Origin of the sequence: Bradyrhizobium septentrionale, assembly GCF_011516645.4 — a bacterium.
Classification (GTDB): Bacteria; Pseudomonadota; Alphaproteobacteria; order Rhizobiales; family Xanthobacteraceae; genus Bradyrhizobium; species Bradyrhizobium septentrionale.
In genome coordinates this window covers 6,573,493-6,594,405 of record NZ_CP088285.1, presented here as the reverse complement: position 1 = coordinate 6,594,405, position 20,913 = coordinate 6,573,493, and the positions used below count along the sequence as shown (strand labels likewise).

The window sequence follows — 20,913 nt, the reverse complement described above, 5'->3', positions numbered from 1 at the left end:
GGAGAAGCGCTATGACGATTTCGAGGGCGGAGGTGATCACAACGGTCGAGCGGCGGCGCCGGTGGTCGCAGGATGAGAAGGAACGGCTCGTCGCAGCGTCGCTCGAGCCCGGCGCCAATGTTTCCGAGGTGGCTCGCGTGGCCGGGCTTCATGTGAGCCAGCTGTTCAGGTGGCGTAAGGAGCTTTGCAGGCACGGCGAAGCGAGCATAGCGCCGTTTGTTCCGGTCGAGATTGGGCCGTCTGCGCTACCGCGGGAGGTGGCCGAAGCGCCGTTGACGCCAACGGCGCGTCGACGCAAGAGCCAGGGCATCATCGAGATTGATCTTGGTAGCGGGCACCGCATCCGGGTCGATGGCGACGTTGATGGAGATGCGCTACGTCGCGTTCTCGATGCTTTGGTCCGCCGATGATCCCGGTTCCGACGGGCGCGCGAGTGTGGCTCGCGACAGGCTACACGGACATGCGCCGAGGCTTTCCGTCGTTGGCGCTCCAAGTGCAGGAGGTGCTGCACAAAGACCCGCTCAGCGGTCATTTGTTTGTCTTCCGCGGTCGCCGCAGCGATCTTGTGAAGCTGATCTGGCACGACGGCCAAGGAGCATGCCTTTTTACCAAAAGACTCGAGCGAGGAAGGTTCATCTGGCCATCGGTTGGCGGTGAAACGGTAACGATCTCGCCGGCGCAGTTGAGTTATCTGTTGTCCGGAATCGATTGGCGCACCCCGCAAGAAACCCAGCGTCCGACGCGGGTCGGATAACCGTTTTGGGTTTGAATCTGCTGCTCGATCTGATTCAATGGCTTCATGAGCTCGAAGCCAGACGATCTTCCTGCGGATCTTGCGAGCGCCTACATGGCGCTGCTGGCCGAGCGCAAGGCGTTGCAAGTTGAGCGCGATATCGCAGTCGCGGATGCCGCCAGCGCGCGGGCGGAGCTGTCGGACAACGAAGCGTTGATCGCACATCTCGAACTGCGGATCGAGAAGCTCAAACGCGAACTGTACGGGCCGCGGTCCGAGCGCACGGCGCGGCTGATCGAGCAATTGGAATTGGAGCTCGAAGAACTCATCACCATGGCGAGTGAGGATGAGCTCGCCGCGCGTGCCGCGGCTGCAAAGGTACAGAACGTTCGGGCCTTCACGCGCAAGCGGCCGGTGCGCAAGCCTTGGCCGGACGACATCGAACGCGAGCGGGTCGTCATTGAGGCGCCAACGAGCTGCGCCTGCTGCGGCGGATCGCGCCTGGCGAAGCTGGGCGAGGATGTGACCGAGACGTTGGAGGAGATCCCGCGCCGGTTCAAGCTGATCGAGACGGTGCGGGAAAAGTTCACCTGCCGCGATTGTGAGAAGATCAGCCAGCCGCCCGCGCCGTTCCATGCCACACCGCGTGGCTTCATCGGTCCGCAACTGCTGGCGACAATCCTGTTCGACAAGTTCGGCATGCATATCCCGCTCAACCGTCAGAGCGTGCGCTTTAAGGCCGAGAGGATCGATCTGCCGCTGTCGACGCTGGCCGACCAGGTCGGCCACGGAACCTTCGCCGTTATGCCGCTGTTCCAGCTGATCGAGCACCATGTGCTCGCGGCCGAGCGCCTACATGGCGACGACACCACCATCCGCATCCTGGCGAAGGGCAAGTGCACGACTGGGCGGATCTGGACGTATGTGCGGGATGACCAGCCGTTCGCCGGGCCTGCGCCGCCGGCGGCGGTCTATTACGCCTCGAGCGACCGACGGGGCGAACATCCCCAGAAGCATCTGGCCGCCTTCGCCGGTATCTTGCAGGCGGATTGCTATAGCGGCTTCGAGCCGTTGTTCGATCCGAAAAGAAAAGCGATGCCGATCACGCCCGCATTTTGCCTGGCCCATGCGCGGCGGGGATTCTTCGAGCTGGCCGACATCGAGAAAACGGCCAGGGAAGGCCGCAAGGGCAAACCGGTCTCCCCGATCGCGCTGGAGGCGGTCAGGCGTCTTGACGCTCTGTTCGAGATCGAGCGCGCCATCAACGACCGCAATGCCGACGAGCGGCGTGCCGTACGCCAGGAGAGAAGCAAGCCGCTTCTCGATGGCTTGCACGACTGGCTGCTCCGCGAGCGAGAAACCCTGTCGCGCTCCTCCGAGGTCCTGAAGCCCATGAACTACATGCTCAGGCGCTGGGACGACTTCTCCCGCTTCCTCGATGATGGCAGGATCTGCCTCAGCAATAATGCCGCTGAAAGAGCGTTGCGCGGCATCGCGTTGGGCAGGCGCAACTGGACCTTCGCCGGCAGCCTGCGCGGCGCCGACCGCGCTGCCATCATGCTGACGATGATCACGACCTGCCGCCTGAACAACGTCGATCCCAAAGCCTGGCTCGCCGACGTCCTCGCCCGGATCGCCGATCTTCCCACTTCGCGTCTGCGCGAACTGCTGCCCTGGGAATGGAAGCTCCTGCGGCAAGCCAACAACCCCACCGATCAGCAGGCCGCCTGACCTTCACCCAACGCTATCTTACAGATCGCCACGCCCACGCGCATGCGTCAATCAGGCGGCCTTCGTCGTATGCGTACGAAACGGCAGCAGCGGCCGCATGAGCTTCGTCGCCTTGATCACGCAGGACGCCCTCGCCTGCCTGCGCGATCTGATTAGCGGAGAAGTGCAAACCGGGTCGCACTCCTCCCATGGTCGCGCGTGTCGACTAGCCGTGCGGCTTGAACACGCTCTCCACCGTCTTTTGCCCATGCGGATCGTCGAGAGACAGTCCGCCTTTGGCCTTCGACTCTGGATCGGGCGTTTGGCTGCCCGCGCCCGTCGGGCCAGTTGCAGTCGCGCCCGCCGCCGAGAAGTCACTCGGCTGCAGATCGTGAGGCCCACCAAGGGTAGCGAGAGTGGGCTTCACCTTTGGTTCCTGGGCAACGTCGCCCGGTGTGCCGCTGATAAAGGTCATCTGCCCACTGGCCCCGGTGGCGACGTCGGCCTTGGTGATGCTCACCTTGGCTGACTTGTCGTGACCCGGGTTGCTCGGATCGGTGCCAGGTGCTCCAGTCTCGCCCCCGTCCGGGCCATTGCCGAGGCCATTGTTGCCGTGTCGCCCACCGGTGGCGCCGGTTGGTCCAGTTGAGCCGCCGGTGGCGCCTGTCGCGCCAGTTGCACCTGTCGCGCCGGTGGCTCCCGTCGAACCGGTGGCCCCGGTCGCACCCGTCGCGCCAGTCGCGCCCGTCGAACCGGTCGCACCCGTTGCACCGGTTGCGCCTGTCGAGCCGGTTGCACCTGTTGCGCCGGTCGCACCCGTCGAACCGGTGGCTCCTGTCGCGCCGGTATCGCCGGTCGCACCCGTGGCGCCGGTCGCTCCGGTCGGGCCAGTTGCACCTGTCGCGCCGGTAGCTCCCGTCGAACCGGTGGCACCGGTCGAGCCAGTCGCACCCGTGGCGCCGGTGGCTCCGGTCGCGCCCGTTGAACCGGTCGCACCCGTTGCACCTGTGGACCCGGTTGCGCCGGTAGCACCCGTTGCACCCGTGGCGCCGGTCGAGCCCGTTGCGCCAGTGGCACCCGTTGCGCCAGTAGCACCCGTCGAACCGGTCGCGCCGGTATCGCCCGTCGCACCCGTGGCGCCGGTGGCTCCGGTCGCGCCCGTTGAACCGGTTGCGCCGGTTGCACCGGTAGCGCCCGTTGCACCGGTCGAGCCCGTCGCACCAGTGGCACCCGTCGCGCCAGTAGCACCGGTCGAACCGGTTGCGCCGGTATCGCCCGTCGCACCCGTGGCGCCGGTGGCTCCGGTCGCGCCCGTTGAACCGGTTGCGCCGGTCGAGCCGGTTGCACCGGTAGCGCCCGTTGCACCGGTCGAGCCCGTTGCGCCAGTGGCACCCGTCGTGCCAGTAGCACCGGTCGAACCGGTTGCGCCGGTATCACCCGTTGCACCCGTGGCGCCAGTCGCACCCGTTGAACCGGTTGTGCCGGTCGAGCCGGTTGCACCGGTAGCGCCCGTTGCACCGGTGGCGCCGGTCGAGCCCGTTACGCCAGTGGCACCCGTCGCGCCAGTAGCACCGGTTGCGCCGGTATCACCCGTTGCACCTGTGGCTCCCGTCGCGCCAGTCGCACCCGTTGCACCGGTTGCGCCTGTGGACCCGGTTGCGCCGGTAGCGCCCGTTGCACCCGTGGCGCCGGTCGAGCCCGTTGCGCCAGTGGCACCCGTCGCGCCAGTAGCACCCGTCGAACCGGTCGCGCCGGTATCACCTGTTGCACCCGTGGCGCCGGTCGCTCCCGTCGAGCCGGTTGCGCCTGTGGACCCGGTTGCACCTGTTGCGCCGGTCGCACCCGTGGCGCCGGTGGCTCCGGTCGCGCCCGTTGAACCGGTGGCACCGGTCGAGCCCGTTGCGCCAGTGGCACCCGTCGTGCCAGTAGCACCGGTCGAACCGGTTGCGCCGGTATCACCCGTTGCACCCGTGGCGCCAGTCGCACCCGTTGAACCGGTTGCGCCGGTCGAGCCGGTTGCACCGGTAGCGCCCGTTGCACCGGTGGCGCCGGTCGAGCCCGTTGCGCCAGTGGCACCCGTCGCGCCAGTAGCACCGGTCGAACCGGTTGCGCCGGTATCACCCGTGGCGCCGGTCGCGCCAGTCGCACCCGTTGCACCGGTTGCGCCTGTGGACCCGGTTGCGCCGGTAGCGCCCGTTGCACCCGTGGCGCCGGTCGAGCCCGTTGCACCGGTGGCGCCGGTCGAGCCCGTGGCGCCGGTGGCTCCGGTCGCGCCCGTCGACCCGGTTGCGCCGGTCGAGCCCGTTGCGCCGGTAGCGCCCGTCGCTCCCGTGGCGCCGGTCGCACCCGTTGCACCGGTGGAGCCAGTGGCACCCGTCGCTCCTGTCGAGCCCGTTGCGCCGGTCGAACCAGTCGCACCTGTCGAGCCGGTGGCTCCGGTCGCACCAGTGGCTCCGGTCGCGCCTGTGGCCCCGGTCGCGCCAGTCGCGCCAGTAGCGCCGGTGGCACCACTCGCAATGCTGACGGTCACGCCTTCGGTTACATAGTACGACCTATTTCCGCTGCTCGACCCGGTCGAAAAGTTAGTAAAGGTCGTACCATTGCTATCGGTGATCTGCAGAGCTGTCAGGTTCGAGCCCGTCGCTTCCGCGACACCAAAGTCCCAGTTGCCTGCGGGGAGTGCGACCGTGAAAGAAAAATCCTGATCCCCATCGGTATTGAGCGGATCACCAGACGCTTCTGGCGTTGTCGATCCAAGCAATATCCAGCCGGTCGTGTTGGTGCCGCTAATGCTGGCATCCCTGTAGTAGATATAAACGGCCTGATTGCTGGTCCCACTAATGGTGCCGGTAACGGTGATGATGCCAAGGGCTGCCATCGCTCGGATCTCTATTGGCTGGAGTTACGCAACGTTCAATTGGCGTGATACGACGTCCAAAACTTCGGCGGCTGCCGGTCGCTCAGACGCGGCAAAACGCTCTATGCTCGCGGGCTATTTTTTCTGCCTCGAACGGCTAATTTCTTCGTGCTTCGAAAGTGCTTCCTATTCCAAATCCAGGTGCGTCAAAGACAACACCCATTCCGCTTCAAATGGCTCAAAATGTAAGCCATCCGGATAGTTTTAAGCGACGCTCAGTTGGGGGAAGTGACGCAACCAGAATCTCACCAATTAGGCGGCTGCCGTGACAGTGACGTCGTGCGTGACGAAGCGCCCGGTACCTCCGCTGCCCTCTTCGAAAGAGTATTTCTTCGCCGAAACGAGATCCGTCAAAGCCAGGTTAGATGCTGCTTCCAGTGATGCGCCTTGAAGCCGCACCTCAAAACTGTAAGTCCCGGGTTGAACGCCGGTTCTGAAAGCAAACCTGTTGCTCGCATCCGGCGTCGCCACCGGCTGCAGGAACGGATCCGTTAGCGGTAGAGTAGTTGTCGTCCCGAGGATGACGAATTCATCGTCGCCGCGCTGAATTCGAATCTCGACGTTGCTGCTTGCATGAGCTCGTCCGACGACCTCTACGAAGCCATACCCTCCCACCGGTCCTCTCGCTCCGTCAGTGTTGTCATTTCCCTTACGGAGTTCGCTGGTGGTGCCAAAATTGCTTTTCATCAAAACACTCCGGAAAGCCAAGGAGCCCGGCAGGTGGAATCGGCGCAGCCAACACGCAGGAATGCGTAGAGTCAATTGACCTATGTTGTTCGCAGAGTCGATCACGATCGAACGCACGACACGCGGAAGCAAGTTCCACGTCCGACGAAGGCTTGCTTTCGGCGGCGATTTGTTTGTTGCCCATTCTTTCTGCAATCGTCTTACGAAATCTATTTCTGTTATTCGTGCACCGGCATTCCCGACTATCTCAATGAAAAATGACGAACAAACCGATGGAACTGTGCTCGCCTGCCTCTTTGTCGGATGTTCATCGGACAAGAGCGCCAACCAGCAAAGTCACAAGATCTCGTCGATCCGCGCCGGGGGTACTTCCCCCTTTTTGATTACCCCGGAATTTTCGGATGAGCCAGGTGACCAGCCAGTCGCAAACAGCACGTTGGAACACGCGGCGGCCGGATGATCGTGACATCGAGCAACCACGGCTAGACGAAGATAGAGGGATGCCAACGCGGTAGCGCGACGACTCGAGTCTCGCTGCCGTCTAGCGTTTGCCAAATGCCGGACGAGTGATACCATCATCGCCCGCAGATCGAGGATGCGCGGCTGTTGTGCGCGGCGATACGCTTATTCGCACGTTGCCGCGGAGAGATGAATCCTTATCCAACAGATCGAAAGTGGGGGCGTTACGTGGAGCCGGAGTTTGACCTCCAAGTTTCGGAAGAGTTCCGCGAGGCAAGGCCCGCGCCTGGCGGCATCTCCGTCGGAAAAGAGAAGCGTGATGCGGCTAAGCCACGAGTAGACGCACTTATCTTTGTCGCCCAGCACCACGGCGTTGAACTCGATCGCAAGGCGTTGCGCGCTCTGCCCGGCGAGGTGCCATCTCCCGCCGCTCTTGTCACATGGGCGCGCGAAGGTGGTCTATGGGCAAAGGCGACGCGTCTCCGATGGCGTCACCTGATCCGCATGCAGTCGGACACCCCAGTAGTGCTACTGTTATCCGATGGTGGTGCGGGCATCGTGGTCTCGCGCGATGCCAATGCTGGAACGGTATCTGTCCAGGATCCAAACCGTCCCGGTGAAAAGCCCGTTGCCGTCGATGAGCTTCGCCTCGCCAACGTCTGGCGCGGAGACGTACTGCTCGTGCGGCGTGAGCGAGGCGCTGCTGCCGACGAGGAGCCGTTCTCGTTTTCGTGGATGATGTATCGCGTATTGGAAGAGCGCCGCAATCTGCGCGAGATCGCCGTCGCCTCAATAAGCTTAAGTGTCTTGCAAATCGTGCCGCCTTTCCTGATCCTGGTCGCGATCGATCGGGTGATTACGCATCAGGCCATGTCGACGCTGGGTATGATCTCGCTCATACTGATCCTCGTCACGGCCTACGACACGCTGCTTGGCTATGCGCGTCGCGAAATCATTGAGGTCACTGCAACGCGGATCGACGCGCGGTTGGGAATGCATGTGTTCCGGCGGCTGCTTGCACTGCCAATGGACTTCTTCGAGCGCCACCCGACCGGCGAGACAGCTCGCAAAGTTGGCCAAATCTTCAACATTCGCAGTTTCTTCACCGGCAAGCTCGTCAGCACGTTTCTCGACATATTCACGCTGATCGCACTGCTGCCGTTCCTGTTCTGGATGAGCGCTACGCTCGCCTGGTTGGTCCTTGCAGCGTCTGCCGTCGTTGCTCTCGTGGTATTGGCATTCTTGCCCGCGATACGGCGGGTTTTTGCGCGGCTCGTGACAGCTGAAAACCGCAAGAACTCCGTACTTGTCGAGACCGTGTACGGCATGCGGACGGTCAAGTCCCTTGCAATCGAAAGGGTACGCAATGAGGAGTGGGACGCGCGCGTGGCCGAGGCCGGCCAAGCGCGCCTCGACGCGGGACGCATCTCGAATGTCGCGCAGACCATCGTGAACCCAATCGAGGCATTCATCAATCGCGGGGTTCTACTCGTTGGCTGCTATCTTCTTGTTGCGTGGCCGCCGGGCAGCACCGGAATTACCGGTGGTGTTCTTATCGCGTTCTTAATGCTCGGCGCTAGAGTAGCAAGCCCGCTCATTAGCCTCGCAAAACTGATGCAAGATATCGAGGAAGTTCGCCTTTCGGTGAGTGAGGTGGCTGATGTGCTCAACCACCCAACGGAAACGGCGGCAATGCGGAACGGGCTTCGACCGAAATTTGAGGGCGCGATCGCCTTCCAGGATCTCTCCTTTACTTATCAAGGATCCACGGTGCCGGCGCTTGACCGTGTCTCATTTGAGATTCCGGCAGGCACCATGCTCGGGCTCGTCGGTCGGAGCGGATCGGGAAAATCGACGATCGCTCGCCTGCTGCAGGGCATTAACCGCGAATACAACGGTTACCTTAAAATCGATAGCATCGATCTACGTGAGATCAATCTAACGCACCTGCGCAGCAGCTTTGGCGTAGTCATGCAGGACAACTTCCTGTTTCGTGGCACTGTGCGGGATAACATCATTGCCAGCCGGCCTGGCTTAACCCTGGAGCATGCTATGCAGGCGGCCCGCCTGGCGGGTGCCGAGGAGTTTATCGAGCGGCTGCCGCGGGGGTACGAGACCTGGATTGAGGAAACTTCGTCCAATCTATCGGGAGGACAGCGCCAGCGTCTTGCCATCGCACGCGCACTCGTTTCCGATCCGCGCCTTCTGATCTTGGACGAGGCGACGAGCGCGCTCGATCCCGAGAGCGAGGCACTTGTCAACGCCAACCTTTTGCGTATCGCCAAAGGCCGGACGATGATCATCGTCTCGCATCGGTTATCCTCGCTGGTCGATTGCGATCAGATCCTCGTCTTAGAAAGGGGTAAGGTCGTCGATATCGGCCCACACGAAGAGCTACTTGAACGCTGTGCCGTTTATCGACAGCTCTGGCAGCAGCAACACCGGCATTTGGAGGGTGGGCGCCCGCGTTCGCTTAAATCCTCTGCGGCACGAGAGTAAGCGCACCACGCAAGGCGACAGGATGAGTTTCGTTGATCGTCTGATTGCACCGGTCTCAACGTCAGCCCGCGCCCGACTGGGGATTGAGCTTCTTGAGTCAGGCCGGGCCGTCGAAGGCTTCCATCAACTTGCCTACGCCGCCCGCGGTGGCTGTATCGAAGCGCAGTATCGGGTCGGACGATGCTACCTCGAAGGCACCGGCGTGCCACAAGCGACCTCAGAGGCGGCACGCTGGCTTCAACGCGCTGCGGAAGGAGGTTCGGCAGACGCCCAGTTTTTCGTCGCCCTATTGTATGTCGAAGGATCGATCGTCCCTGAGCAGAGCGCGGCTCTCTTTATAGACGATGAAAGTGGCGGGCCAGATTTCCTAGCGGCCCTCAACTGGGCGCGACGCGCCGCCGACGGCGGCTCGGCCGAAGGCCAGGCGCTTCTCGCGTATATTCTAACTTCCGGTCCCGATTCCATCACCGATGAGCCGGAAGCTGAGCGCTGGTACGCGCGCTCCGCGGAAGCCGGCTGTCCTCAAGGATGCCTCGGCCTTGGTCTCGCCCTGCTTCGCAGGGCACAGGACGAGCGGACGCAAAGAGAGGCGGTTGAACAAATTGCGAAGGCGTCATCGGCCGGTATTCCGACGGCTCTTTATCTGATCGCTGCGCTCACCGAATTCGGTATAGGCGTGAGAGCTGACTTGACTCGAGCGCTCGAGCTGTATCGTCGCGCCGCCAACAAGAACGTACGCCTCGCACAAAGGCGCTTGGGCGTTGCCCTCGTCAATGGTCACGGTATCGAGCGTGACTTGGTCGAAGGCGAAACATGGCTGCGCCGGGCCGCACTTGCCGGCGATGCGGAAGCGGCCGCTCGAGTTGGCCTGCTGTACGCACGCGGAGGTGAGTTGCCACCTAACTATGTTGAAGCAGTAGCCTGGCTCGAGCGCGCCGCTGAAGGAGGTTACGCGCCAGCTGCGAGAACACTGGGTCAGCTCTACTCCATCGGCACCGCCGTCGGCCGCGATTCGGACCTCGCCACTTTCTGGCTGGAGCGCGCAATTGAGCTCGGCAACGAACAGTCGAAAGTCGACTTTGCGAATCTCGTGCTTCGCGGCAGCGGCACGTCCGGCGATCAAGCGAAGACTCGTCATTGGTTCGAACGGGCCGCCGAAACGGGTGACCTCATCGCCGCCTTCAACTTCGCCGTCTGCTTTGCTGAAGGCATCGGGATCGAGCGGGACGATACTAAGGCCGCAATGTGGCTGCGTCGTGCCGCGGTGGGTGTCCCAACTGCCCAGTACTGGTATGGTCGGATCTTGATTGAAGGCCGAGGTGTCCCGGAAAACACCGTCGAGGGCCGAGCCTGGCTCAGGCGCGCCGCCGACGCCGGGATCGTCGACGCGCAAGTCCTACTCGGTGAGATGCTTGTAAACGGCCAAGGCGGACCGGCCGATCATCCCGGCGCACGCGCGCTATTCGAGAAGGCGACTGAACAGGGCCATGCTGGGGCGATGTTCGCGCTTGGTGCGCTTTATCACGGCGGTTATGATATTGCGGCAGATCGTGACCTGGCGCGGCGCTGGTTCCGCGACGCGGCGCAGCGCGGCCATCCGAGGGCGCAACTGATGTTTGGCCGATATCTCCTTGGCGACGCTGCCGGCCGGACTAATCTTGCTGAAGCACGGCCCTGGTTCGAGGCGGCTGAGGCCCAAGGGGTAACCGAAGCGACACTTGAATTGACGCGTCTTGCCAAAGAACCGAGCGGACAGGTCCGTGATCCAGAGGGAAGTTGCTCAGTTGCATAGCCGATTGAGGCTGTCGTGAGGTGGGTACGAAATCGACGGCAGGTTTGCGACAATCAGATGGCTCGAACCTGCGTGAACGGGGAGAAACACTGACTGACCTAGACGCGTTCGGTTGGCCTAGCTCCAGGCGAAGATTTTAACTCGATATCAGGTTTTGAATGACGAAGTATTACCCGCTCATCGACAAGGCCGTCGCTGCTCTCGAGCCCAACACGGGCGAAGCTCGGCAAGAACTTTATGAGCGCACTCGCTCTGCTTTCATCCGTCATTCACGCAACCGAAATCCGCCGCTCACGAAGCCAGAGCTGATATGTGAGCGGCTTGCCCTTGAGGAAGCCATTCAGAAGGTAGAGGCTGACCGAAGCCGCGGGCATCCACCCCAAACGCCTCGGGCGTTGCCGAGTAGGCGTATCGCGGACGGCGCTCACCATCCAGCTCAATCACCGGCACCGGCCGCGATTGCGGTAACCCAGAACGAACAAGCGCCCTCTCCGTACAGTGATCAGGCGACAATAGCGCGCCGCACGCAAGCAGTAGCCTTCCCACTGTCGGTAGTGCCCCACGCAAAAATTGAAACGACGTCGGCTGCAGCTCAGCTTTCGAATCCGTCACGGGTGCTATCGCTTTCGCGCAGGCGCTTCAGTTTGTTTGGCGTTCGCAGATGGGGCACGGCATCCGCAGTGCCGTCACAAGACCTCAAGTCTCCGGGCACCGTGCGAAAAGCCCTCGCCAAGTCCGCCGCCCAGAGCATTCGCTGGACCCCAATTCCGAGGGCCATGGCGTTGACGGTCCCCGCCATAAACCGACTGTTTAGCGAGCGCAGCAAAGTTGACGCACCACCGGCGGCGCTACTCGAATTTGAGTCTCCGACTGCAGCGCTTGTCGAAGCACCGCTCAAGCCTGCCGCGCGGAGCATGCTCTGGACAGCTGTGTCGGCGATCATCGCCTCGATGGCGGTCTCTGCTTTGTTCCCGATTGATATGGTCGTAACCGGCTCGGGACGAGTCGTGTCACTTCAGGCGACCAACGTCGTACAGCCTCTCGAGACTGCTATTGTGCGCGCGATCAACGTGCGCGAGGGCCAGACCGTGCGCGCCGGAGAGTTGCTGGCGCGCCTCGACCCGACCTTCTCGTCGGCCGATGTAAGTGCGCTGCAGACACAGGTGAAGAGCTTCCAGGCCGAGGTCGACCGGCTTACGGCGGAAGCTTCCGGGACGCCGTACCAGCCAACGAGCGCTGACACCTCAACGGTCTTGCAGGTTGCAATGTATGGCCAGCGCCAGGCGCAGTATCGCTATCAAATTGAGAGCTACAACCAGAAGCTCAGCGGGCTTCAGGCGCAGATAACCCGCGCCGAGCACGACGTCGAAGCGTTCGGTCAGCGCTATCGGATCGCGAGTGTGCTTGAGTCGAAGCGACGCGAGCTCGAACGGCTGCAGGTTGGCAGCCAGGTGAACCGCCTGATCGCGGAAGACCAAGCGATCGAGATGCAACGCAACTTGACTGACGCCACGGGTGCAGCCGAGCGTGCCCACCGCGACCTCGATCAGCTTGTCGCCGAGCGCGACGGTTACGAACAGCAGTGGAAGGCGAAGATCAGCGAGGAACTTACGTTGCGCAGGCGCAGCCTGAGCGATGCCACTGAAAGCCTGCGCAAGGCAACACTTCGGCGCGAACTCGTTGACTTACGCGCCGACCAGGACGCCGTGGTCCTTAGCGTGGCTAAGGTCTCGGTCGGCTCGGTGCTGCAATCCGGCGAGCCGCTGATCACGCTCGTACCGAGCGATGCGCCGCTTGAGGTAGAAATGCGTATCGCCACCGGCGATGCCGGTTACGTTCACGCCGGACAGAAGGTTGCGATCAAATTCGACACGTTCCCCTTCGTCCAATACGGCTTGGCCGAGGGGACTGTCCGCTTCATCAGCCCCGATAGCTTCAGCGGAGGGCAAGATACGCAGCGTGGGACGGTCGTCACACAAAGTGATAGCGCAGCGGTTTTCTACAAGGCGCGCGTGGCCATTGATCAGCTCAAGGTGTATGGGGTGCCCGGAGGCTTCCAGCTAAAGCCAGGCATGACCGTCACTGCCGACATCAAGGCGGGTGCACGGACATTGCTGACCTATCTGTTTTCCCGAGTATTGCCGGTAGGCCTCGAGGGAATGCGGGAACCCTGATTTTGATTGGCTCACCGAGCAATGCCGAAGATGGTGGCGCCACGACGCTTGTTTCCAAAGGCTGCACAATGCAGCCATCATCGTATCTCAAATTTGTCTGGGGAACTGGTGCGTCGTAAAGCCAGACATTCGACGCCTGCAGACATGACTCCAGCGCACTTTTCCAACATGCAGCAAACGGATCTCGATGTCGGTTTGAGCCCTATTACCTGAATGCTCCCGCAGAGGAATAAGCCATCATCAAGAAGGCAAATGCAGCTTGTGGCATCTTGTTGTTTCCATCAGCCTGGAAACCAGCGCGGCCCGGCGAATGCTTTATATCACTGACTGATCACCGCCGATGACGAAACCCAAGACACTCTGTCTCAACACGATCGTCGAGAACGAGATGGCGAACCTCGAGCGCTGTCTGAGCGCCGTGGCAGGTCACGTCGATTGCTGGTGATTGGCGACACTGGCTCGACGACGGTACCAAGGATTTCATCAAGTCCTTTTTTGCCAAGCGTAATTTGCCGGGCGAGTTACATAGTTTCCCGTTCCACAATTTCGAGCAGGCCCACAATGCGGCTCTCGAGTATGCCTAACCGCCAAACATCGCGCGGTCTCAGAAGCAGGTCCCGGAATCCCCTCCCAGCCTCCCGCAACTCTCCGGGTTCGATTGTCGCCACTGCGCGACCGCCAGCGGCGGCTTGCCGGCGTCGGCCGGCGCGGCCGATAGCCTGCTGCGCTCTTCGTCGAGGAGCTGCGAATGAAGCTTCTGGATCTGCACGTTGCGCTCGAGCAGGGACATTGTCCTTGCCTGAATCTGCCCTGCCAACGCCTTACGCAAGGCGTTCTTCTTGGAGAACGAGCCGCGGGGCCCCGTTGTTTTACGGGAGTTTCTTGGAGCGCAACTCATTGCAGATCGACCGCAGGTTCTCTTTCGATTTCAGCCAAGATCGCCACCAAAAAGAAAAGGCCGGAGCGGCTTTGGTGCGATGGCAGCTGGGAAGAATGAAACGCACTCATTATTGTGACTCGATAAAAAAACTTCGGTCGATAGGTTGTCAATTCTGATGGAGCGCATTGATGCCAACCCTTTCGAAGCCGCAATTGATCGAACCTAAATCTCCGTGGGGAGCCGCATTCGATCAGATCTATCTGGGGCTGTGCCTGGATCGGGTGTCCATCTTGACGGCTCTTGGATTCTACGCCGAACACGATCTGCCGCCCCCGGAAGAGAATTCAGACGCGATTCCAACGACAGACGAAGCAGAGGAATTACGTCAAATAGCCAGCGCGCTGACGGTTGCGGCGGCGGCGTCCGCCACTATGCCCGTCGGTGTACTCGCCGCTACCCTTCTGAAAGTTTCGAAAAACCCCGACCTCTTCTTCCCCCGCGAGCTTCCAGCCCCTGTCGAGTGGGCAATGGCGTGTGACTATCAGCGCGGCGACGAGCCCCCAGGAACGCATTGGCGGGACGTATGGGGAGACCAAGTTGCGGCCTTCCCTGGACAAGTCGAACAACCGACTGGCTTGAACATTGCGAAGGCAGCACGCGCTGCCCTCGTTTCGTTGCAGAAAAAGCGCAAAGCGGGTCGGAAGTACAATCGGGCAGATCAGATTCTAGCTGACCAATTGGGCGAGATTTTTCGCCGCAGCGGGCAATCGGTTCGCCGGCGGCGGCAGCCGATTATGCGCCAGGGCAAGTTGGTCCACGTGGAAGGCGGTCCGGTCTACGATTTTCTTGAGCTTGTTTTGAAACCGCTGCGCGCATACCTCCGCCAAGAACAACTTGCGCCGGTGACTACCGAGACAATCGTCCGCCTCATCACCAACGATTTCCCCGCCAGCTAGATCCACAGCACGCCACCCCGAGTTTTTCCACACCACCCGATTGTTCCCACAACCGGCCCCTCGCAGAATCCATTCAGCTCCTGTTCCTCGATACTCAGCACAAATTCCGTGCATTCGAGGAGCCGCCATGAGCGACAATAAATCTGCCCGAGACAACGAGCGCTATCCGCTGGATGTCCTGAAGCGTCATCTCGACACCCCGCAATTGCTGCCCCACGAGAACGCGAAGGACTTCAACCAGCTGTTTGACAGCCTCGAGGATTATGGCAAACCCCAGAATTCTCGCGATTATTTGGCAGTGTATCAGGCCACGGTGTTGACCTGGGACGTCCTGCGCTACCAGCACATGAAGATCGGCGTGCTGCGCAGCCACGAGCGGGCGGCGTTGGAGTCCTTGCTCTGTAAAATTCAGGTGCGCATGGCGTCACCGAGTCTGGCTGAGGCGATTGCGAAATCGGACGCAGGTAAGCTTGCTGCGGCGTGGTTCAATGACTCCGCGTCCCGACCGGCCATGATGAAAATGATTGAGAACGCCGGCTTCCCGCCCAACGCGCTGGAGGTCGAAGCCTTCCAACTGGCATTGCCCGCCTTGGCAACCATCGAGCGCCTGATCGTTTCGGCACAGAAGCGTCTGGATAAGTTTCTGGATGATCTGGAGAGAGCCTCCAAAGCCAACGCGCGGGCCCTGCGCTTGGCAGCAGAGAAGGCCATCGCTGTCAAGGCTTCCGGCCAGTCGCAGGCATCGATGAAGTAAGCGAAATGGCATCGCAACGGCAGATCGCGGCGAACAGGCGCAACGGCGCGAAAAGTCGTGGCCCGCGCAGTCAGGAAGGCAAGGCGCGTTCGAGGATGAACGCGCTTCGCCATGGCTTGGCCGCGGCTACCATTGCTAGCACCGACGGCGATGCATCGACCGATGACGCCTCCGTTGATGCGATGTGTCAGCGTCTCCGCCAGATCGAGGTTGAACACGTCAAGGCCCTCAACGAGGTTGATATTTTGTCGAGATCCCAGGATCTCGATGCACTGCATACGGCGCTTCGACGCCTCGCGGCGCTAGAACGCTACTCGCAGCGCTCGGATTCAAAATTGAGAAAAAACATCGTTGAGAAGAGGTCCGCCCGCGACAGAGGTGATATCGAAAATTCGGCAGAACGAACCCAAACGAAATCTTCGAGAGAAGGCAGTAGCTTAGAGGACCGGCGTGCCAGCAATGATAGTGAGCGCGCTGTCGTAACCTCAACGACGAAAGAATCAACGAAAGGCTGAAGGCTGCCGATATGGCGTACTAAAATTGCATCAAGCACACCCTGTAAATTGCCTTTCTGGTTAGGGAAGGTGTGCCCATCTCAAACGCCGATCCGATAGATAGACCTTGGTTGCGACACGCCGGTCCCGCGATACACTCAAAAAGCGTCCAAAACCAAGCGCAAAACGAACGATGCGGCGTCATGGGGACTGAGATGACGGACCGTATTGCGCTCTTCATCGACGGTGCAAACTTTCACTGCACGGTCAGAAAACGGCTTGCATCGAATGCTTCAGTAACACGTCCCGGAATCCCCTCCGAGCCGCCCGCAACTCTCCGGGTTCGATTGTCGCCACTGCGCGACCGCCAGCGGCGGCTTGCCGGCGTCGGCCGGCGCTGCCGATTGCCTGCTGCGCTCTTCCTCGAGCAGCTGCGAATGAAGCTTCTGGATCTGCACGTTTCGCTCGAGCAGGGACATTGTCCTGGCCTGAACCTGCCCTGCCAACGCCTTGCGCAGGGCATTTTCCCGATCGAGCAATTCGGGAAACGGAAGCAGCGGCCGTGCGAGCTCCGTCGCCTTGATCACGCAGGACGCCCTCGCCTCCGCCTGCGCGATCTGATCCGGGAAGGCGCTGCGGCAATCCGCGAGCGCGCCGTTCAGGCTGACCGGCGTCGGGTTGATCGCCGCCGGTTCAGCCTCCTCCTCGATGGCCTGGCGCGCAGCCCCGCAACAGGCCAGCAGGACGCAGAGCGAAAGGACGACGAGGCATCTCGCGCGCTTCGGCCATGCCTTCCCGTCCCACGCCTTCCCGTCCCAAGCCTTCCCGTCCCAAGCCTCCCCATCCCGATCCTCGATCATGAGCGATGGATCGATCCCGACCTGTCGCTATCGGCGAGGGGCGAGAAGACCTGTTCGGACGGCGCAATGGACACGCCGCCGCTCACCCACCCCCGCCAGCAACAACAAACGGCCTGTGCAATCGGGGGATGCAAAAACCGCCCTCTTCCCTGCGGCGAAATTCGAAACGGCGAAAACTTGTGCTTGCAAAAAAGTAGTATCTCGAAATATCGCATCGGCGCGAAATGGCGCCGGTACACTCGATCAATTTTAGACGTAAGCTTGCGCCTGACGCAATCGACACCTTGTGCGCACCGGCGCGGCAGCTCGACAGCACCGTTGCGCTGCACCATTGGCTCACGTCGACGGCGGCGCTCGGCCGAAGACGTAAGCACCCATTCATTCTGATGATGCTGATATCAAGATCGGAATTGCGCGAGCGGTTATTGCCGCCGATGCCAACGGAGCGCCACAAACGAAGCGCTATGGCAGACGATTCTTCACCGCTGCCCGAACGTACACCCGCGCTCCAACGCAAGCGCGGACGTCGGCATCCCTGCTCGACGACAACCATTTCGACTGCATGCGACGGCCAATCGCGTCGCCTCGACCGCATCTTATCAACGAGCGCATGACCAGCATGATACCCCCGGTGTTCAAAATTTCCGCTTTTTCCCGACCTAGTCATTGCTCTAGGATCAGTCATTTCAATCAGGGCGCGTCACCACGCGCTCAAGGTATTTCAAGAACCAAAGCGTACAGCAGCTGATCCGGGCGTCATGGGGTTCGAGATGACCGATCGTATTGCACTTTTTATCGACGGCGCGAATCTTCACACCACCGTCAAGCAACTCGGTTTTGAAGTTGATTTCCGGCGACTGCTCGCGGAGTTCGGCAAGCATGGGCAGATCGTCCGCGCATACTTCTACACGGTCGTGCGAGACGATGACGAGTTCAGCAGCCTTCGGCCGCTGGTGGATTGGCTCGACTACAACGGTTATGCGGTCAGGAGAAAGGCAGCCAAGCAGCACGACGACGGCGATGGACGGCGGCGAATGAAGCGCAGCATCGGCATCGATCTCGCGGTCGATGCATTGGAGATCGCCCACCGCATCGACCACGCATTCCTGTTCTCCGGCGATGGCGACTTGCGGGCCGTCGTCGAAGCTGTCAGGCGGATGGGCGTCCGTGTCACGGTCGTTTCCAGCATTCGAACGAAACCTCCCATGATCGCCGACGAGCTTCGCAGGCACGCCGATGTCTTCGTCGAACTCGACAGCCTCAGGGCATCGATCGAGCGTCCGCCGCATCCGATCGCGCCAGAGTGAAGTCGCGGCCCCTCAGACGCCCCCGCCGGCATCGCCCGGAAGCCGCAGCGCAGGCTCTGCCGGGCGCGTCCGTACATCCCCGAGTTGCGCAAGCCGGGCGGCGACATCAGTATCACTCCAACCAAAGCAATCAGAGGGAAGGCCAATGTGGAGGTCGGTCGGCTGCCTGTTGTTGTTCGTTGCGACGGCAAGCGCAGCGATAGCTGAGCCTTCAAAATTCACCTGCGACACGCCGCACGGCAAACGGGTCGAGCTTGGCCCCTCAGGCAAAGGTAGTGACGTCCAGTGGATCGATGACGATCTGGATGCGGTCCGGCCTGCTGTCGTGATCGATGGCCAAACCCTGTCGGTCACGTGGGGAACGTCGGTCGCGATGGAGGGCAAGGGAGCCAAGCTCACGACCTATGTCTTTGCCGCCGCTCAACGTACGGCTGCGTCGATCTTTGCGACCCGCGTGGACGAATCCACAGCCGAGATCTTCCGGTTCTATTTTGCCAGCAAGTCGCTCTACAGGCTGACGAGCCGCCTGGGCGGTCCCTCGTCAGACCCCAAGGCCCCGCCCTTGGTCGCAACCTACCTCGCGACCTGTCACGAGCAGTAGCTCGGGCCGGCGGCCGGGTAAGACAAACTTAACTGACCTTTCTGTTCCGGATGTCCGGTGTTGCTACTGGGCAACCATCGGGGTTCTCCGTGACCACAGCCAAAATGTTGAATTTTAATCGAAATCTTGAGATCGATCGTTTATCGGCACCCGATGACTCTCCCACTTAGAGCCGCTGTGTGGCTGAAATGTCATAGGTGGCGGAACCGTCCTTTGTTAGCCTTCCCAGATTCTACGTAATATCTTTGTGAGTGGGGGCGGGAGAATGAGATCGGCATACACGGTCATTGCGTGCCTTTGCCTGGCGGCAACGCCAGCATGTGCCGAGGTTTTTTCCGTTAACGATGCTTTGCGCCAGGCCATGCAGACCAACCCGGGTGTTGGCGAGGCTTCGGCGAACCGGCGGGCGACGGAAAGCGAGCTGAGGCAAACCCAGAGCACGCTGCTGCCGCAGGTGCGCGTTGACGCCAGCTACGGTCCGGAAAAGTTCGACCAATCGCCGAACTTCATCAGCCCGAACATTCAGTCGGCACCGGTTGTGGGTGCAGGACCGTGGCGCAATGGCAGCCAGGAATCGGTGGTGGTGCGCCAGCTGCTGTGGGATGGCTTTTCGTCGATCTATGACGTCTGGCGTCAGACCGCTCGCGTGAATGCCGCCGCCTCCCGCGTCAAGGAACGAACCGAGCTGCTGGCGCTCGACGCCGCCGAAGGTTACATGGACGTCGTGCGCTACATCCGCTTGGTGAGCCTTGCCCAGCAAAACGTCGCCAATCACGAGAAGATCTTTGCAAACGTGAACTCCCGCTTCTCGGGTGGCCGCGCCGGCGAAGGCGACCTGGAGCAAGCGCGGGAGCGCGTCGAAGCCGCCCGTGCGGCACTCGCCGAATTCCAGCGCAGCCTAGAAGACGCCAAGGCGAAGTACCGCAAGACGGTCGGCCTCGAGCCGATCAATGTTCGCTTCCCCGCCCCTCTTGCGGGATTGCCGAACAGCCGCGACGAGGCGCTCGCGACCACCCTGCGGTTCAATTCGACGATTGCGGCGGCACAGTCCGACGCCGACGCCGCCAAGCATGCGTTCAAGGCCACGGACGGAACGTTCGGCCCGAAGTTCTATCTCGAGGGACGGGCAACCCATTACGACAACTCATACCCCTACGTGGCGGCCCCCGGAACTCCCGCCGTTACGCATGAGGACTACAGCGGCAAGGTGGTGATGTCCTGGGACATCTTCCGCGGCGGCCAGGATGCCTGGAACAGGTCGGAGAAGGCCGAGCGCTTTACCGAAGCCACCATGCGCCACGCCCGCTTGCAACGCGATGCATATGAATCGATCGACAAGGCGTGGAATGCCCGTACTATTACGGCCACGCGCATCGCGGCCCTAACACGCCAGCTGGAAGCGGACCGCAAGACCATCGCGGCCTTCCAGAAGGAATACGAGCTCGGCCAGCGCTCGCTGATCGACCTGCTGAACGCGCAGAACCAGTTCTTCAACGCATCGGTCTCGCTCACCTCCGCCCGCAGCATCGTCGTTTTCGCCGACTACCAGCTGCTGGCCGCGATGGGGACCTTGATCGAGTATCTGAAGGCTCCGCCACCAGTCGATGCGGCCCCCACGGACATGCTATCGATTGGCCTGCCCCGCTACTCGTTCCCCACCCTTCGCGTGAACGTGCCGCAAACGGGCTCCGAACCGCTGCATGTCGGCGTCCCGGCCCCCGTAGCCCGTCCCGGCAAGACCTATGCGGCGGCCCAGCCCAAGGAGGTCGGTAAGGATGTCGGTTTTGCCGACCGCTGGACCGGCTCGACGACGACCGCGGCCGTGCCCGGGTCTTCGGAATGGATGCAGCAGCAGAAGAGCGCGAGCGACGGCCCGAACGTCATTTACGCGGATCCGTCGGTCACGGCGAACGCGAGCTCCTATGCGTCGACAAAGCCCCACTGGCTGCTGTCGGCCTTCCCGAGTTCCGCTCGGTAGAAGCCCCGCTAACCAAAATCAGGGACTGCCGGAAGGGCCCCAAACGGGGCCCTTCCGATTCCGTATTAATACTTAAAGCAAGTTTCGCTGATTTTGTTCGCCGTTTGTTGTA

General features: G+C 61.5%; 18 protein-coding genes. 14 read left to right on the top strand and 4 right to left on the bottom strand.

The features are described 5' to 3' along the window. The first annotated feature begins 11 nt into the window (after positions 1–11). Genes tnpA through tnpC form a run of 3 tightly spaced genes read left to right on the top strand, consistent with a single transcriptional unit; the run spans position 12 to position 2,464 of the window. Positions 12–410 carry an IS66-like element accessory protein TnpA gene (tnpA, locus tag HAP48_RS33000; protein WP_028182054.1) on the top strand — a complete coding sequence of 133 codons (399 nt, stop codon included), beginning with the start codon at positions 12–14 and terminating at the stop codon, positions 408–410. Further along, positions 407–754, top strand: coding sequence for an IS66 family insertion sequence element accessory protein TnpB (gene tnpB / locus HAP48_RS32995; protein ID WP_028182053.1), 348 nt, complete (start codon positions 407–409; stop codon positions 752–754). Before tnpA ends, tnpB begins: the two co-directional genes overlap by 4 nt. A 45-nt stretch (positions 755–799) precedes the next feature. Continuing rightward, positions 800–2,464, top strand: coding sequence for an IS66 family transposase (gene tnpC, locus HAP48_RS32990; protein ID WP_166204034.1), 1,665 nt, complete (start codon positions 800–802; stop codon positions 2,462–2,464). Between the two features lie 205 nt (positions 2,465–2,669). On the opposite strand, the gene HAP48_RS32985 is transcribed toward tnpC, so the two are convergent. Further along, positions 2,670–2,963 (bottom strand): hypothetical protein, encoded by a 294-nt coding sequence (locus HAP48_RS32985; protein WP_175612230.1) that lies wholly within the window; start codon positions 2,961–2,963, stop codon positions 2,670–2,672. Positions 2,964–3,099: 136 nt separating this feature from the next. Between HAP48_RS32985 and HAP48_RS50215 the strand changes: the two genes are divergently transcribed. Continuing rightward, positions 3,100–4,989, top strand: a complete 1,890-nt coding sequence (locus HAP48_RS50215) for a hypothetical protein (RefSeq protein ID WP_275949192.1) — start codon at positions 3,100–3,102, stop codon at positions 4,987–4,989. A 623-nt stretch (positions 4,990–5,612) separates the two neighbouring features. Here HAP48_RS50215 and HAP48_RS32975 read toward each other — a convergent pair. Further along, positions 5,613–6,047: a hypothetical protein gene (locus tag HAP48_RS32975; RefSeq protein WP_166204032.1), complete on the bottom strand. Its 435-nt coding sequence runs from the start codon at positions 6,045–6,047 to the stop codon at positions 5,613–5,615. Positions 6,048–6,129: 82 nt separating this feature from the next. Between HAP48_RS32975 and HAP48_RS32970 the strand changes: the two genes are divergently transcribed. The 4 genes from HAP48_RS32970 to HAP48_RS32955 all read left to right on the top strand — a co-directional run bounded on the left by HAP48_RS32970 (position 6,130) and on the right by HAP48_RS32955 (position 12,971). After that, entirely contained in the window at positions 6,130–6,507 is a 378-nt protein-coding gene (locus HAP48_RS32970) for a hypothetical protein (protein ID WP_166204031.1), read from the top strand. 227 nt (positions 6,508–6,734) lie between these two features. Further along, the gene (locus HAP48_RS32965; protein ID WP_224496716.1) at positions 6,735–9,005 is read left to right on the top strand and encodes a peptidase domain-containing ABC transporter; all 2,271 of its coding nucleotides are present in this window, start codon (positions 6,735–6,737) and stop codon (positions 9,003–9,005) included. Then, positions 8,914–10,797 carry a tetratricopeptide repeat protein gene (locus tag HAP48_RS32960; RefSeq protein ID WP_224497096.1) on the top strand — a complete coding sequence of 628 codons (1,884 nt, stop codon included), beginning with the start codon at positions 8,914–8,916 and terminating at the stop codon, positions 10,795–10,797. Before HAP48_RS32965 ends, HAP48_RS32960 begins: the two co-directional genes overlap by 92 nt. A 158-nt stretch (positions 10,798–10,955) precedes the next feature. Continuing rightward, a complete protein-coding gene (locus HAP48_RS32955) occupies positions 10,956–12,971 on the top strand; it encodes an HlyD family type I secretion periplasmic adaptor subunit (RefSeq protein WP_224496715.1) in 2,016 nt (671 codons plus the stop codon). 604 nt (positions 12,972–13,575) lie between these two features. On the opposite strand, the gene HAP48_RS32950 is transcribed toward HAP48_RS32955, so the two are convergent. Then, entirely contained in the window at positions 13,576–13,761 is a 186-nt protein-coding gene (locus HAP48_RS32950; RefSeq protein WP_166204030.1) for a hypothetical protein, read from the bottom strand. Positions 13,762–14,039: 278 nt separating this feature from the next. On the opposite strand from HAP48_RS32950, the gene HAP48_RS32945 reads away from it, so the two are divergent. The 3 genes from HAP48_RS32945 (at position 14,040) to HAP48_RS32935 (ending at position 16,076) form a co-directional block, all read left to right on the top strand. Next, entirely contained in the window at positions 14,040–14,807 is a 768-nt protein-coding gene (locus HAP48_RS32945; RefSeq protein ID WP_166204029.1) for a hypothetical protein, read from the top strand. A 127-nt stretch (positions 14,808–14,934) separates the two neighbouring features. After that, on the top strand, positions 14,935–15,561 hold the full coding sequence (locus HAP48_RS32940) for a hypothetical protein (RefSeq protein ID WP_166204028.1): 627 nt from the start codon (positions 14,935–14,937) through the stop codon (positions 15,559–15,561). 5 nt (positions 15,562–15,566) lie between these two features. Then, complete coding sequence (locus tag HAP48_RS32935; protein ID WP_166204027.1) at positions 15,567–16,076, top strand: hypothetical protein; 510 nt, start codon at positions 15,567–15,569, stop codon at positions 16,074–16,076. Between the two features lie 272 nt (positions 16,077–16,348). Here the strand turns inward: HAP48_RS32935 and HAP48_RS32930 are convergent, their stop codons facing one another. After that, positions 16,349–16,915 carry a hypothetical protein gene (locus HAP48_RS32930; protein ID WP_166204026.1) on the bottom strand — a complete coding sequence of 189 codons (567 nt, stop codon included), beginning with the start codon at positions 16,913–16,915 and terminating at the stop codon, positions 16,349–16,351. 770 nt (positions 16,916–17,685) lie between these two features. Here HAP48_RS32930 and HAP48_RS32925 point away from each other — a divergent pair. The 3 genes from HAP48_RS32925 (at position 17,686) to HAP48_RS32915 (ending at position 20,801) form a co-directional block, all read left to right on the top strand. Continuing rightward, a complete protein-coding gene (locus tag HAP48_RS32925) occupies positions 17,686–18,222 on the top strand; it encodes a LabA-like NYN domain-containing protein (protein ID WP_166204025.1) in 537 nt (178 codons plus the stop codon). 145 nt (positions 18,223–18,367) lie between these two features. After that, positions 18,368–18,823 (top strand): hypothetical protein, encoded by a 456-nt coding sequence (locus HAP48_RS32920; protein WP_166204024.1) that lies wholly within the window; start codon positions 18,368–18,370, stop codon positions 18,821–18,823. A gap of 265 nt (positions 18,824–19,088) precedes the next feature. Then, positions 19,089–20,801 (top strand): TolC family outer membrane protein, encoded by a 1,713-nt coding sequence (locus HAP48_RS32915; protein WP_166204023.1) that lies wholly within the window; start codon positions 19,089–19,091, stop codon positions 20,799–20,801. The last annotated feature ends 112 nt before the right edge of the window (positions 20,802–20,913 follow it).